Source organism: Mycolicibacterium iranicum, assembly GCF_014190915.1.
Taxonomy (GTDB): Bacteria; Actinomycetota; Actinomycetes; order Mycobacteriales; family Mycobacteriaceae; genus Mycobacterium; species Mycobacterium iranicum_B.
Genome location: NZ_JACHVU010000008.1, coordinates 106,785 through 121,252, shown reverse-complemented (window position 1 = coordinate 121,252; position 14,468 = coordinate 106,785). Strand labels below are relative to the sequence as shown.

General features: G+C 68.0%; 11 protein-coding genes. 9 read left to right on the top strand and 2 right to left on the bottom strand.

What is annotated here, in order from left to right:
* Positions 1-9 precede the first annotated feature (9 nt).
* The 5 genes from FHR72_RS17835 (at position 10) to FHR72_RS17815 (ending at position 4,486) form a co-directional block, all read left to right on the top strand.
* Positions 10-1,293 carry a DUF6779 domain-containing protein gene (locus tag FHR72_RS17835; protein ID WP_183470507.1) on the top strand — a complete coding sequence of 428 codons (1,284 nt, stop codon included), beginning with the start codon at positions 10-12 and terminating at the stop codon, positions 1,291-1,293.
* A gap of 77 nt (positions 1,294-1,370) precedes the next feature.
* Positions 1,371-2,318, top strand: a complete 948-nt coding sequence (locus FHR72_RS17830) for a Rossmann-like and DUF2520 domain-containing protein (RefSeq protein ID WP_183470505.1) — start codon at positions 1,371-1,373, stop codon at positions 2,316-2,318.
* A complete protein-coding gene (gene panC / locus FHR72_RS17825; RefSeq protein ID WP_183470503.1) occupies positions 2,315-3,259 on the top strand; it encodes a pantoate--beta-alanine ligase in 945 nt (314 codons plus the stop codon). The genes FHR72_RS17830 and panC overlap by 4 nt, the downstream gene beginning before the upstream one ends.
* Positions 3,259-3,666 (top strand): aspartate 1-decarboxylase, encoded by a 408-nt coding sequence (gene panD, locus FHR72_RS17820; protein ID WP_183470781.1) that lies wholly within the window; start codon positions 3,259-3,261, stop codon positions 3,664-3,666. The genes panC and panD overlap by 1 nt, the downstream gene beginning before the upstream one ends.
* A gap of 4 nt (positions 3,667-3,670) precedes the next feature.
* Entirely contained in the window at positions 3,671-4,486 is an 816-nt protein-coding gene (locus FHR72_RS17815) for a type III pantothenate kinase (protein ID WP_183470501.1), read from the top strand.
* A gap of 16 nt (positions 4,487-4,502) precedes the next feature.
* Here FHR72_RS17815 and FHR72_RS17810 read toward each other — a convergent pair whose 3' ends face one another.
* Positions 4,503-5,174 carry a TetR/AcrR family transcriptional regulator gene (locus FHR72_RS17810; protein WP_311736185.1) on the bottom strand — a complete coding sequence of 224 codons (672 nt, stop codon included), beginning with the start codon at positions 5,172-5,174 and terminating at the stop codon, positions 4,503-4,505.
* 468 nt (positions 5,175-5,642) lie between these two features.
* Between FHR72_RS17810 and FHR72_RS17805 the strand changes: the two genes are divergently transcribed.
* Complete coding sequence (locus FHR72_RS17805) at positions 5,643-8,201, top strand: Ig-like domain-containing protein (protein ID WP_396888472.1); 2,559 nt, start codon at positions 5,643-5,645, stop codon at positions 8,199-8,201.
* 64 nt (positions 8,202-8,265) lie between these two features.
* Here the strand turns inward: FHR72_RS17805 and FHR72_RS17800 are convergent, their stop codons facing one another.
* Positions 8,266-9,522: an alanine racemase gene (locus FHR72_RS17800; protein ID WP_183470499.1), complete on the bottom strand. Its 1,257-nt coding sequence runs from the start codon at positions 9,520-9,522 to the stop codon at positions 8,266-8,268.
* Between the two features lie 23 nt (positions 9,523-9,545).
* On the opposite strand from FHR72_RS17800, the gene lysS reads away from it, so the two are divergent.
* The 3 genes from lysS to clpC1 all read left to right on the top strand — a co-directional run bounded on the left by lysS (position 9,546) and on the right by clpC1 (position 14,375).
* Positions 9,546-11,063: a lysine--tRNA ligase gene (gene lysS, locus FHR72_RS17795; protein ID WP_183470497.1), complete on the top strand. Its 1,518-nt coding sequence runs from the start codon at positions 9,546-9,548 to the stop codon at positions 11,061-11,063.
* 106 nt (positions 11,064-11,169) lie between these two features.
* Positions 11,170-11,511, top strand: a complete 342-nt coding sequence (lsr2, locus tag FHR72_RS17790) for a histone-like nucleoid-structuring protein Lsr2 (protein WP_183470495.1) — start codon at positions 11,170-11,172, stop codon at positions 11,509-11,511.
* 320 nt (positions 11,512-11,831) lie between these two features.
* Entirely contained in the window at positions 11,832-14,375 is a 2,544-nt protein-coding gene (gene clpC1, locus FHR72_RS17785; protein WP_183470493.1) for an ATP-dependent protease ATP-binding subunit ClpC, read from the top strand.
* Positions 14,376-14,468 lie beyond the last annotated feature (93 nt).

Genomic DNA, 14,468 nt, shown 5'->3' with positions numbered 1-14,468 from the left:
AGTCGCCCCATGACCGATCCGACCCGCGGCGGCCGCCTCAGACGCGGCGGTCGAAGGCCGGGCTGGATACTCATGACGGTGTTGCTGGTGCTGGCCATCGCCGCCAGCTCGGCCCTGGTTTTCACCAACCGCGTCGAATTGCTCAAGCTCGCAGTCATTCTCGCGCTGTGGGCCGCAGTCGTCGCCGCCTTCGTCTCGGTGATCTACCGCAGGCAGAGCGACAGCGACGCGGCCAAGGTCCGCGACCTCAAGCTCGTCTACGACCTGCAACTCGAGCGGGAGATCTCCGCGCGGCGCGAGTACGAGCTGGCCGTCGAATCGCACCTGCGCCGCGAGCTCGCATCCGAGGTGCGGGCGCAGTCCGCAGACGAGGTGGCCGCGCTGCGTGCCGAGCTCGCCGCCCTGCGGGCCAATCTCGAGTACCTGTTCGACGCGGACCTCTCACACCGGCCCGCGATCGAGACCGAACGCACCGCGGGACGGGTCAGCAGTAGCAGGATCGACACCGAGGACGATTTCGGACCCGCCGACGATCCGGACGCGCCGAAGACCGACGAGAGCCCGATCATCGACGTGCCCGCGGAGCCGCACCCGCCCGAGAGCGAGTGGGCGCCGCAGGCCGGTGAGCCCGGCGGTGCGCATCGCCGGTCGGGGGAGCAGGCCACCGGACACCGGCGCCAGGCCGAGGAGTCCGCCGAGCCGGCCTGGGTGCCGCCCCCGCCGCCGCAGCAACCCCCACCGCCGCCACCCCCGCAGCCCGCGCCGCCGCAACACTCGCCACCACCCCAGTTCCCGTGGCTGCCCCCGCAGCCGGCGCCCCAGCCGGCCCCGCCGCCGCAGCCCTCGCAGCCGCCGCAGCCCTCGCAGCCCTCGCCACCCCTGGGCCGGCCCGCACCCGCTCCCACCGCATCGCACTGGCAGCCCGTCCCCGCCGAGGGGCAGTTCATCCCGGCCGGCGAGCCGGGGAGCAACTGGGTGGCGCCGCCGGCGAACGGCGCAGAGAACGAGTACGTCGGCCGCCGACGCGCCCGCGACGAGTCGGCCCCGCAGCCCGCGGCACCCTCACCGCAGCCGACACCGGTCCAGGCTCCGCAGGAGCACCCGGCAGAACCCGAGCCGCGCGGCAGGCATTACGCCGGCGGGGAGCAGCAACCTGTCGAGCCGCAGGAGGAGCCCGCCGAACAGGACGGCGACGGCGGCGCGCACGTCGGCGGGCAGTCGGTCGCCGACCTGATGGCGCGCCTGCAGGCCACCCCGTCGGGTGGCGGCGGGCGAAGGCGCCGGGAGGACTGAGCTAGGCTCGTGGCGACCGTCCGGTACCCGTGTCGAGGGACCGGAACGAAGCCACAGAAACAGCGAGGTCGACTGCGATGGTGCAGCCCTCCGCCGGCGGGACGACTCCGCACGACGGGCTCCGCCCGGCCCGGCTGACGATCGGTGTGATCTCGGCGGGCCGTGTGGGTACCGCGCTCGGGGCGGCGTTCGAACGGGTCGAGCACGTCGTCGTCGGCTGCGCGGCGGTGTCGGGCGCCTCGCGGGCCCGGGCTCAGCGGTGGCTGCCGGACACCCCCGTCCTTCCGATCGACGAGGTGGCGGGACGGGCCGAGCTGCTGTTGCTCGCCGTCCCCGACACCGAACTGGCCGCCCTCGTCACAGGACTGGCCGCTACGGGTGCGGTCCGGCCCAACACCATCGTGGTGCACACCTCCGGCGCCAACGGGATCGGCGTGCTCGCTCCCTTGGCCGATCTGGGATGCATCACGCTGGCCATCCATCCGGCGATGACCTTCGCGGGCGCCGACGAGGACGTCGACCGCCTCGCCGGCACCTGCTTCGGTATCACCGCCGGCGACGAGATCGGTTATGCCATCGCGCAATCGCTGGTGCTGGAGATCGGCGGCGAGCCGTTCCGGGTCAGAGAGGACGCCCGTGCGCTCTACCACGCGGCGCTCGCGCACGGGAGCAACCATCTCGTGACGGTCGTGCTCGACGCGGTGGACGCGCTGCGGGCAGCCCTGTGGGGGCAGGAACTGCTGGGGCAGGAGACCGTCGGGGAACGTCCGGGCGGTATCGCCGAGCGGATCATCGCCCCGCTGGCCCGTGCCGCACTGGACAATGCGCTGCAGCGTGGCCAGTCGGCGCTGACGGGCCCCGTCGCGCGGGGCGACGCGGCGGCCGTCGCACGACACCTGCACGCGCTGGGTGAGGTGAATCTCGATCTGGCGCAGGCATACCGGGCGGATTCGCAGCGCACGGCGCAGCGGGCGCACGCCCCCCAGGCCGTATTCGACGTGTTGGCGGAAGCAGGACAGGAATGATCAATCGCAAGGCGCCCACGTTCGTGGCGGGGCAGCTCAATGTGTACCCACGGCCGGCCGATGTCGCCGATGTGACCAGGGCGCTGCGCACGACCGGCAGGCGCATCGTCTTCGTACCCACGATGGGCGCCCTGCACGACGGCCACCTGACCCTCGTGCGCGCCGCCAAGCGGGTGCCTGGCGCGGTGGTGGTGGTGTCGATCTTCGTCAACCCGCTGCAGTTCGGCGCGGGGGAGGACCTCGACGCCTACCCGCGCTCCCTCGACGACGACCTCGCGCTGTTGGGTGAGGAAGGGGTCGAAGTGGTGTTCACCCCCACCCCGCAGGACATGTACCCGAACGGGATGCGCACCACGGTGCAGCCGGGACCGCTGGGTGAGGAGCTCGAAGGTGCAGCGCGCCCAACGCATTTCGCCGGTGTGCTGACGGTGGTGCTGAAGCTGTTCAACACGGTGCGCCCGGATCGCGCCTACTTCGGCGAGAAGGACTTCCAGCAGTTGGCGCTGATCCGCCAGATGGTGTCCGACCTGGATCTCGGCGTCGAGATCCAGGCGGTGCCCACGGTCCGGGAGGCCGACGGGCTGGCGATGTCGTCGCGTAACCGCTACCTCGACCCGGTGCAGCGTGAGCAGGCCGGGGCGTTGTCTGCGGCCCTGCTGGCCGGGATGTACGCCGCGTCGGCCGGCGCGGTGGCGGCGCTGGACGCCGCCCGCGCCGTGCTCGACGAGGTCCCCGCACTGGAATTGGACTACCTGGAGCTTCGCGACCCGCTGATGGGCCCCGCGCCCGTCGAGGGTCCCGCCCGGATGCTGATCGCCGCCCGGCTGGGGCGCACCCGGCTGCTCGACAACATCGCGATCGACGTGGGGGCGAGCTCGGGCATCGACGGCCATCCGCGGGCCGCGACGGGCCCGGGCCATGAGATGCCGTGGAGGAACTGATGTTACGGACGATGCTGAAATCCAAGATCCACCGGGCCACGGTCACGCAGGCCGATCTGCACTACGTGGGATCGGTGACGATCGACGCCGACCTGATGGAGGCCGCGGACCTCGTCGAGGGGGAGCAGGTGACGATCGTCGACATCGAGAACGGCGCACGCCTGGTCACCTACGCGATCACCGGCGAGCGGGGCAGCGGCGTCCTCGGGATCAACGGCGCCGCAGCACATCTGGTGCACCCCGGTGACCTGGTCATCCTGATCGCCTACGGCGTGATGGACGATGCCGAGGCCAGGGCACACCGGCCGCGGGTGGTGTTCGTCGATGCCGCGAACCGTCTGGTCGATCTCGGTACCGACCCGGCCTCGGTACCACCGGGCGTCGCCGACCTCGTCTCGCCGAGGTGATGTCGTGCTGCTCGCGATAGACGTCCGCAACACCCACACCGTCGTCGGCCTCATCTCGGGGTCGGGCGATCACGCGAAAGTGGTGCACCACTGGCGCATCCGCACCGAGCCCGAGGTGACGGCCGACGAACTGGCCCTGACGATCGACGGTCTCATCGGTGACGACGCCGAACGGCTGACCGGCGCGGTCGGCTTGTCGACGGTGCCGTCGGTGCTCCACGAGGTGCGGGTGATGCTGGAGCAGTACTGGCCGTCGATTCCGCAGGTGCTGATCGAACCGGGTGTGCGCACCGGCATTCCGCTGCTGGTCGACAATCCGAAGGAGGTCGGCGCCGACCGCATCGTCAATTGCCTTGCCGCATATCACAAATTCGGTACCGCCTCGATCGTCGTCGACTTCGGTTCGTCGATCTGCGTGGATGTGGTGTCGGCCAAGGGCGAGTTCCTCGGCGGTGCGATCGCCCCCGGTGTGCAGGTGTCCTCGGATGCCGCGGCGGCGCGGTCGGCGGCACTGCGCCGGGTGGAGCTGACCAGGCCCCGCTCGGTCATCGGCAAGAACACCGTCGAGTGCATGCAGGCCGGTGCGGTGTTCGGCTTCGCCGGTCTGGTCGACGCGCTGGTCAACCGCGTCCGCGACGACGTCGACGGTTTCGGCGGGGACGACGTCAACGTCGTGGCGACCGGTCACGGCGCCCCGCTCGTGCTGGAGGACCTGCGCACCGTCGAGCACTACGACCGCCACCTCACCCTGGACGGGCTGCGCCTGGTGTTCGAGCGCAACCGCGACAATCAGCGCGGGAAGCTCAAACAAGCGCGGTAGCCGGCCGGTTGCGACGTCAGGATTCGGTGAGGAAACTCTGCCATCGTCCCGGCGCAGTCGAGGGGACGGCCGGCGCTCTGCCCGAACCCGTCGGTTGTTCGTGCGCCGTGCGGGCCGGCCGGCGAAGGCCCATGATCCGTCGGCCGATGTCGGTGAGCTGCCCGGTCAGTTCGGATTCCGAGATTCCCGTCGGCGCGCCGGTGGCTGCGCCCGCCAGCCCCGTCATCAATGCGGTGGCCTTGATGATTCCGGTGGGCTCCTCGTCCAACTGGGTGACCAGCGCCAGTTGGCGGCCGATGAGGTCGCCCCAATCCGGTTGGGATTGCAGGATCCGGTGCACCTCGGGGTCGAAGACGACCAGTGCGGCCAGGGTGCGGTTCCTGGCGACAACTCCTGCGTATCCCTGCACCATCTCGTCGATTTGACCTCGTGGCGTGCGTCGTTGCTCGGCAGCCTCGACGATGGTGCGGATCTGGCGCAGCCACGGCTCCATGATGGCGATCAGTAGTTGATCGCGGGTGCGGAAGTGGTAATAGATCGCGGCTTTGCTGAAACCCAACTGGTCGGCGATCATCTGCAGAGACGTGCCGGCGAACCCGTGCTGCCCCGTGAGCTGGACAGCCACGTCGATCAACCGCTGCCGGGTATCGGATCTGTACCCGTCGCCGTCCTCGCGAGAGATCGACACGTTGTTGCACCCCTCCCGGCGAGTTAATCGATGATGCTGATTGCCACGAGCTTACTTGACGACCGGCAAGATGTGATGCTTGACACAGTCGTCGCTCAGCTTTACGTTCGACAAGCGCGAACTTTACGGTCGGAAAGTAAAAGTTCGACGCGGTCACTTAAAGCTACGCGTCTGGGAGACCACATGTATGCACAGAATCAGCACGTCAGGGCCTATGGCCGCTATATCGGCCGGGTGGGCGCGCTGGCTACGGCATTAGGAGTGGGAGTAGTCATAGCGACATCACCCGGTGTCGCATATGCAGACACAAGCAGCGCATCGGCTTCCAGCGACGCGTCCGCGGGAGTCGGAACGGCGACCGGCTCGCGAGCCGGAGAGACCGCGTCGAAGGACGATCCGGCTGACATCAGCGGCGGTGGTGTCGAGTTCGGAGGGGGCGGGCCGCAGTCCGGGGCGGACGAGGAGACCGTGGACGGCATCGAGGACGGCATCGAGGACGGCGGCGTGGACGGCGGCGAGGACGGCATCGAGGAGACCGGCGGCGCACAGGATGCGGACGGCGACGCGGGATCGGCTCCCGACGACGCGGACGACAACCCCGGAGCGGCTGAGCCTGTCAACGGGGAACCGCGCGATCCGGCCACCAGCCCGACCATCACCCCTTCAACGGAGCCGGAGCCGGAGCCGGAACTGGAGTCGGCGTCGACGTCTGAGGCGATCGCGGCACAGGAATCGAAGGGGTCGCTCCGAGGCGCGGCCGCATCAGCGGATCCCGGGGTGATCGAGGAGGAGGGCGTGGTGTCAACCGCTCCCGAGGAGATCGCTGCGGTGGTGGGCGCGTCCGCCATGGCATCGCGAACGACTCTGCGGGACAGCGACATCGCCAGTTCGGCGGTCACACCGGGATCGACTGTGCCCACCCCGCCCGCGGTGCGACCGGTGAACCCGGTGGTCGGTTTCGTGGGGCTGGTGAACGGGATCGTCACGAGCCTGCTCGACCCGTTCCTCGAACCGGCACCCTCGACGCCCAACCCGCTGACGCCGCTGGTGTGGGCCGTCCTGGGCTGGGTTCGCCGTCAGTTCTTCAATGAAGCTCCCACAATCACCTACAACCCGAACACGACCGGACAGACCGGGCAGACGCTGACCGGCAACCTCGGCGCGGTAGACGCCGAAGGTGACGCGCTGACCTACGTCATCTCCAAGGGGCCCAAGCACGGCACGGTGACGATCGATCAGGCGACGGGCGACTTCACGTATACGCCGGACGACATCAATTACACCGCGGTACAAACTGATTCGTTCACCGTCACGGTGAGCGACGGCAAGGTCAACGTGCTCAGCTTCCTCGGGCAACCGCATCGCGCCACGTCCGTCATCGACGTGGGCGTGCTCAGCCCCAGCATCGAGCGCACGATCGTGGCGATGCCCGAGGGAATAGTCAACCCTCAGAACCCGCGCTACACCTCGGACGGCCAATCGCTGTTGTTCCACGCGCAGCCGACGTTCGAGCCGGGTGCGCCGCGTCCGCGCCGTGAGCTCTATCAGATCAACATCGACGGGACCGGCATTCAATGCCTGACCTGCGGGGTGACGGCCTACAACCCGGCCGGCGCCGCGATCCCGAACGACCTGGGCAAGATGACCCCGTTCGAGGACGGATCCGGGCGGGTGCTGGTCGAGACCGGGGACAACATCTGGAGCGTCTTCGAGCCTGTCGGTTTCCAGGGTGCGACCGAAGCGAAACTGGTCGCGATCACGCCGCCGCCCACGAGGGCCGGCACGATCGTCCCCGCGGCGGATCGCACCCGGGAGATGAGGATCTCCCCTGATGGCACCCACGTCGTCTTCACGCAGATCCAGCTCGTTCCGAAAGATCAACCGGGTGCGCAGCCCCCGGGGGACTACTTGATCGCGGCGGTGCCGATCGTAGCGGGAATCACCCGTGGCGCAATGAATTACGAGCTCACCGATCCCCGGGTCATCTACTACACCGGAGAGGCCAAGCAGTGGACCGCGGACGGGCAGGGAGTCATCATCCTCGGTGGTTTCGCCGACGCCGGTAACGTCGACGACATCCTCGTGGACATCGCCACAGGGCAGGTCACCCGGCTGACCGGCAACCTCGACTACGACGAGGACACCGACTTGTCTCCCAATGGCCGCTGGTTGGCGATCGGTAGTGCGCACGGTCTCGACGCGTTGACGCCGATGTCGCGCATCGTCCGGCCCTCCTTCCTGCCGGCGTTGATCCAGGGCTCCCTGTACGAGGCGTATGCGAAGGGAGTCAATGTGACCAACCAGGAGTGGCTCGTCGCGGTGGAGGACGACCTGAAGCGTGAGAACGGCCTGCCACTGTTCGTGAGCGACGATCCGAGCACCCCCGAATTCGAGGGCGACGGCTATACGGCGCGAAGCATGCCCAGCTGGAATCACGACGGCACGGCGGTGACCTTCTACGAACGGCTCGCCGGCACCGATTCCTCACTGCCGCTGACGCGCATAGTCATCGCCAACCTGAAGTACACGACAAGCGTGGGTGTCGCCGAGATCAAGGCGACACCGGATGCGACCTGGGCCACGAAGCTCAGTGAGTACGTGCCCGCCGCACCCGAAGTCCCGCCTACGGGAACGTATGCCGGGAAGAACGGTGGTACCGCCACGGTGAGCGAGACGTCCTATGTGGTGGATCCGAACGGCCCACGGCCCCGCACGCACACCGTGCGTACCGTGACGTACGTCGACTACGTGAACGAGGCCGGCATGATTCTCAACGGCACTGAGTGGACGGACACGACCGGAAGCCAGAACCTGATCCGCTATGTCGCCGACATCGAGGTGACCGGGGCGCACACCGGCTCGCTCACCGGTGATGTGTTGATCAACAAGACGTCTCGGTCCATCGCTCCGACACCGTCCTCGGTGACCGGAGGCGCAGTCGGCACACAGATCACCTCGGTGCTCGACGGCGACGTGCTGGTGCTGCTCGACCCCGAACGGATCGAGGACGCCAAAGCGGGGGTGTGAAAACCTCCGGAGGGTCAGCGGCGCGGGGCCGCTGACCCTCAGAAGAACGCCTCAGAAGAACGACTCAGAAGAACGTGCGGACCAGGTCGACCACGCGGTCGTCGCTGTCCAGCACCGGGATGAGCCGCCACTTGTCGAAAGTGGTGCAGGGGTGCGAGATCCCGAACCGCAGCCAGTCGCCCACCTCGGCCCTGTCGTCGTCGCCCAGATGCAGAAAGGCATGTTGGTCGTTGAGCTTGGTCACCGCGCTCGACGGCAGTCCGAGGGGCACCGGCATGCCCTGGTCGAACGAGACGTCCCGGCGTCCCATCGTCAGGATCGCCAGGTCCGGTTCGGGGCGCGACACCACCTGGGCGTGAACCTCCAGTGCCGGTCGCAGGGCGTGGCCCCCGTCGCGGGTCAGCGGTGAGGTGCGCGCGTAGAGGCCGTGGTCGTGGGCGAGGTAGCAGCCGCTGCGCAGCACGGTGCGCACCGGCAGGTCCGCCGGCCAGTCGCTCAGAGTGTCGGCGACGTCGTCGAAATACGTGCTGCCGCCGGCGGTCACGAGGATGTCGTCGGCCTCGACCAGCGGTGCCAGCCGCAGCACGGCCGCCCGCACGTCGGCGAGATGGGCCCGCATCGCGTGCACCGCGTCGACGGCCAGCGACTGCGCGTGTGCGGCCTCGTATCCCGCCACGCCCACCAGCCGCAGCCGCGGCGACGCGATCACCGCCCGGGCCACCGCGTCGGCCTGGGTGCTCGAGCGGCATCCCGTCCGGCCGCCGGGCATGCCGATCTCGACGCACACGTCGACCGGGCGCCGCGCCTCGGCGAGGGCGGCGGTCATGAGCCCCACGCCGCGCATCGAATCCACCCAGCACACCGCGGTCATATCGGGGTCGCGGTCGAGTTCCGACGACAGCCAGCGCAGCGCCGGGGCGTCGACGATCTCGTTGGCCAGCACGAGGTCGCGGACACCGAACGCGCGGTACACCGCGGCCTGCGCGACGGTCGCGACCGTGATGGCGCAGGCGCCGGCGGCCAGCTGGCGCGCGGCCAGCGCGGGCGACATGTGGGTCTTGCCGTGCGGCGCCAGCCCGACGCCGCGGGCGCGGCACCAGCCGGCCATCGCGTCGAGGTTGTGGGCCAGCGCCTCGGACCGCAGCACGCAGACCGGCCCGGCGGGGCCCGACTCGGACAGGCGAGGCGCCTGCGCGACGATCTCGGCCGGCGTCTGGCCCCACCAGGACGACGGGATGCCCTTGTCGCTCCAGTCCAGCGGCCGATCCGACAGCGCACGCACCGCACCGATGTCGATCGGAGCGATGCCGGAGTCGGTCATCTGTTCATTTAAGCTGGCACGTCGTGACGTCCCCCGACTCTCCTGACGATTCCACCGGCGACATCCCCGAGCAGTTCCGCATCCGTCAGGCCAAGCGCGACCGGTTGCTCGCCGAGGGACGCGACCCGTATCCGGTCCAGGTCGACCGCACCCACACCCTCGCCGAGCTGCGCGCCGCGTTCCCCGATCTGGTCGCCGACACGAAGACCGGGCAGACGGTCGGCGTCGCGGGGCGGGTCATCTTCGCGCGCAATTCGGGCAAGCTCTGCTTTGCCACGCTGCAGGAGGGCGAGGGCACCCAGCTCCAGGTGATGATCAGCCTCGACCAGGTCGGGCGGGAATCGTTGGACGCGTGGAAGGCCGACGTCGATCTCGGCGACATCGTCTTCGTGCACGGCGAGGTGATCAGCTCGCGTCGCGGGGAACTGTCCGTCCTGGCCGATTCCTGGCAGATCGCCGCGAAGGCGTTGCGGCCGCTGCCCGTGGCGCACAAGGAGATGAGCGAGGAGTCACGCGTCCGGCAGCGCTACGTCGACCTGATCGTGCGTCCGGAAGCGCGCGCGATCGCCCGCCAGCGGGTCGCCGTGGTGCGCGCGGTGCGCTCGGCGCTGGAGCGGCGCGGGTTCCTGGAGGTCGAGACGCCGATGCTGCAGACCCTGGCAGGCGGAGCGGCGGCCCGTCCGTTCGTGACGCACTCGAACGCCTTGGATGCCGACCTGTACCTGCGCATCGCTCCGGAGCTATTTCTGAAACGGTGCGTGGTGGGCGGATTCGACCGCGTCTTCGAACTGAATCGCAACTTCAGAAACGAAGGGGCCGATTCCACGCATTCGCCGGAATTCGCGATGCTCGAGACATATCAGGCTTACGGTACGTACGACGATTCCGCGCGCGTCACCCGGGAACTTATTCAGGAGGTCGCCGACGAGGCGATCGGCACGCGTCAGGTCCCTTTGGCCGACGGCACGCTCTATGACCTCGACGGTGAATGGCAGAGCATTCAAATGTATCCGTCAATGTCGGAAGCTCTCGGCGAAGAGATCACTCCGCAGACTTCGGCGGAGAGGCTTTGGCAGCTCGCTGACGGTCTCGGTGTCGAGATTGCCCGCGACCGCGGATACGGTCACGGGAAATTGGTCGAAGAACTGTGGGAATACGCCGTCGGCGACAAACTGTGGGCGCCGACATTCGTGCGCGACTTCCCGGTCGAGACCACACCCCTGACGCGGCCGCATCGCAGCATCGAGGGCGTGACCGAGAAATGGGACCTTTATGTGCGCAACTTCGAGCTCGCGACCGGTTATTCGGAGTTGATCGACCCGATCGTCCAACGTCAGAGATTCGAGGAGCAGGCGCGCGCCGCCGCGGCCGGCGACGACGAGGCAATGGCGCTCGACGAGGATTTCCTGGCCGCGCTGGAGTACGGTATGCCGCCCACCACCGGAACCGGAATGGGTATTGACCGGTTGCTGATGGCGCTGACCGGTCTGTCGATTAGGGAGACGGTTTTGTTCCCCATTGTTCGCCGACACGGCAACTGAACTGCCGCGAATCCGGCGTTGTTGAATGGCTCGGCCGGTTATGGCACATTGGTGCCGGAGTTGGGCGGCATTCCGTCCTTCTGGTACTTGGGAAGGCAGTGAGGTAATGGCGAAGAAAGTTACCGTCACCTTGGTCGATGATTTCGACGGTGAAGGCGGCGCTGACGAGACCGTTGAATTCGGTCTCGACGGTGTGAGCTATGAGATCGACCTCTCCGCCAAAAACGCCGCCAAGCTGCGCAATGATTTGAAGCAATGGGTCGAGGCCGGCCGCCGTGTGGGTGGGCGCAGGCGCGGCCGTTCTGTCGGCACCGGACGGGGCCGCGCGTCGATCGATCGTGAGCAGAGCGCGGCAATCCGGGAATGGGCCCGTCGCAACGGCCATAATGTGTCGACTCGCGGCAGAATTCCGGCCGACGTAATTGACGCTTTCCACGCCGCGACATAAACGCCGGGCGTCCTTCTCCGGCGCCCCGAGTGGCGTCTCACGGCCGCATCGTGGGCCGAGAATGAGGCGTTCGCTAGCGGCGAACCTGTTCGGCCGCGGTTCGGGAAACGTTTCCTGACCGCGTCACGTTGCTCTGTCAGCGTCGGATGTTGTCATCTGTGGCTCTTGATGTCATCCCGATTGGGGCCGCCAGGCGGGGCACCCGACGCAGTCGCCCATTAGAGTGGACGGCGTAGGTGCTAGAGCACTGATATCGACCGCCATCACGACGGCATCGGTGCAGGCACCTCACTTATGCGATGGAGAGCAGGTAACCACGGATGTTCGAAAGATTCACCGACCGTGCGCGTCGGGTTGTCGTCCTGGCTCAAGAAGAGGCCCGGATGCTCAACCACAACTACATCGGCACCGAGCACATCCTGCTGGGCCTCATTCACGAGGGTGAGGGCGTAGCCGCCAAATCCCTCGAGTCGCTGGGCATTTCCCTCGAGGGTGTGCGCAGCCAGGTCGAGGAGATCATCGGCCAGGGGCAGCAGGCGCCGTCCGGGCACATCCCCTTCACGCCGCGCGCCAAGAAGGTGCTGGAACTGAGCCTGCGCGAGGCGCTGCAGCTCGGCCACAACTACATCGGCACCGAGCACATCCTGCTCGGCCTCATCCGCGAGGGCGAGGGCGTCGCCGCCCAGGTGCTCGTCAAGCTCGGCGCCGAGCTGACCCGCGTCCGCCAGCAGGTCATCCAGCTGCTGAGCGGCTACCAGGGCAAGGAGACCGCCGAAGCCGGCGCCGGGGGCCGCGGAGGCGAGGCGGGCAACCCGTCGACGTCGCTGGTCCTCGACCAGTTCGGCCGCAACCTGACCGCCGCCGCGATGGAGGGCAAACTCGACCCCGTCATCGGCCGCGAGAAGGAGATCGAGCGGGTCATGCAGGTGCTGAGCCGCCGCACCAAGAACAACCCGGTGCTGATCGGCGAGCCCGGCGTCGGCAAGACCGCCGTCGTCGAGGGCCTGGCCCAGGCGATCGTGCACGGAGACGTGCCCGAGACGCTGAAGGACAAGCAGCTCTACACCCTCGACCTCGGGTCGCTGGTCGCGGGCAGCCGCTACCGCGGTGACTTCGAGGAGCGCCTGAAGAAGGTCCTCAAGGAGATCAACACCCGCGGCGACATCATCCTGTTCATCGACGAGCTGCACACGCTCGTCGGCGCAGGTGCCGCCGAGGGCGCGATCGACGCCGCCAGCATCTTGAAGCCGAAGCTGGCGCGCGGTGAGCTGCAGACGATCGGTGCCACCACGCTCGACGAGTACCGCAAGTACATCGAGAAGGACGCCGCGCTGGAGCGCCGGTTCCAGCCGGTGCAGGTCGGCGAGCCGACGGTGGCGCACACCATCGAGATCCTCAAGGGGCTGCGCGACCGCTACGAAGCGCACCACCGGGTCTCGATCACCGACGGTGCGATCGCCGCGGCGGCCACCCTCGCCGACCGCTACATCAACGACCGGTTCCTGCCGGACAAGGCGATCGACCTCATCGACGAGGCGGGTGCGCGCATGCGGATCCGCCGGATGACCGCTCCGCCGGACCTGCGCGAGTTCGACGAGAAGATCGCCGACGCCCGCCGGGAGAAGGAGTCCGCGATCGACGCGCAGGACTTCGAGAAGGCCGCGAGCCTGCGCGACAAGGAGAAGCAGCTCGTCGCGCAGCGCGCTGAGCGTGAGAAGCAGTGGCGCTCAGGCGATCTCGATGTGGTTGCCGAGGTCGACGACGAGCAGATCGCCGAGGTGCTGGGCAACTGGACCGGCATTCCGGTGTTCAAGCTGACCGAGGAGGAGACCACCCGTCTCCTGCGCATGGAGGACGAGCTGCACAAGCGGATCATCGGCCAGGAGGATGCCGTCAAGGCCGTCTCCAAGGCGATCCGCCGCACCCGTGCCGGCCTGAAGGACCCCAAGCGCCCGTCCGGTTCGTTCATCTTCGCCGGCCCGTCCGGTGTCGGTAAGACCGAGCTGTCCAAGGCGCTGGCGAACTTCCTGTTCGGCGACGACGACGCGCTCATCCAGATCGACATGGGCGAGTTCCACGACCGCTTCACCGCGTCGCGGCTGTTCGGTGCCCCTCCCGGGTACGTCGGCTACGAAGAGGGCGGCCAGCTCACCGAGAAGGTGCGCCGCAAGCCGTTCTCGGTCGTGCTGTTCGACGAGATCGAGAAGGCCCACCAGGAGATCTACAACAGCCTCCTGCAGGTTCTGGAGGACGGTCGCCTGACCGACGGTCAGGGTCGCACGGTCGACTTCAAGAACACGGTGCTGATCTTCACCTCGAACCTCGGTACGAGCGACATCAGCAAGGCGGTCGGTCTGGGCTTCACCCAGGGCGGCGGGGACAACAACTACGAGCGGATGAAGCAGAAGGTTCACGACGAACTGAAGAAGCACTTCCGTCCGGAGTTCCTCAACCGTATCGACGACATCATCGTGTTCCACCAGCTGACGCAGGACGAGATCGTCCAGATGGTGGAGCTGATGATCGGCCGCGTCGGCAACCAGCTCAAGGCCAAGGACATGGCCATGGAGCTGACGCCGAAGGCGAAGGCCCTGCTGGCCAAGCGTGGTTTCGATCCGGTTCTGGGTGCCCGTCCGCTGCGCCGGACCATTCAGCGCGAGATCGAGGACCAACTGTCGGAGAAGATCCTCTTCGAAGAGGTCGGACCCGGTCAGCTCGTGACCGTCGACGTCGAGAACTGGGACGGCGAAGGCCAGGGCGAGGACGCGGTGTTCACCTTCACCGGTGCCCGCAAGCCCGCGGCGAACGCCGAACCGGATCTGGCGCAGGCCGGTGCCGGGGGCGGGGCTTCCGCAGCCGAGTAACGACAGGATCCCGAATGGGGCGGTCGCCTTCCCGATTTTCGAACCAGGGGAGGGTGACCGCCCCGTTTGGCTTACGATGCTCCTGTAATCGAC

Bases quoted from the DNA above. Each gene is read 5' to 3' on its own strand.
- FHR72_RS17835 (WP_183470507.1), top strand. From the start codon at position 10: ATGACCGATCCGACCCGCGGCGGCCGCCTCAGACGCGGCGGTCGAAGG.
- FHR72_RS17830 (WP_183470505.1), top strand. From the start codon at position 1,371: ATGGTGCAGCCCTCCGCCGGCGGGACGACTCCGCACGACGGGCTCCGC.
- panC (WP_183470503.1), top strand. From the start codon at position 2,315: ATGATCAATCGCAAGGCGCCCACGTTCGTGGCGGGGCAGCTCAATGTG.
- panD (WP_183470781.1), top strand. From the start codon at position 3,259: ATGTTACGGACGATGCTGAAATCCAAGATCCACCGGGCCACGGTCACG.
- FHR72_RS17800 (WP_183470499.1), bottom strand. From the start codon at position 9,522: ATGACCGACTCCGGCATCGCTCCGATCGACATCGGTGCGGTGCGTGCG.
- lsr2 (WP_183470495.1), top strand. From the start codon at position 11,170: ATGGCGAAGAAAGTTACCGTCACCTTGGTCGATGATTTCGACGGTGAA.
- clpC1 (WP_183470493.1), top strand. From the start codon at position 11,832: ATGTTCGAAAGATTCACCGACCGTGCGCGTCGGGTTGTCGTCCTGGCT.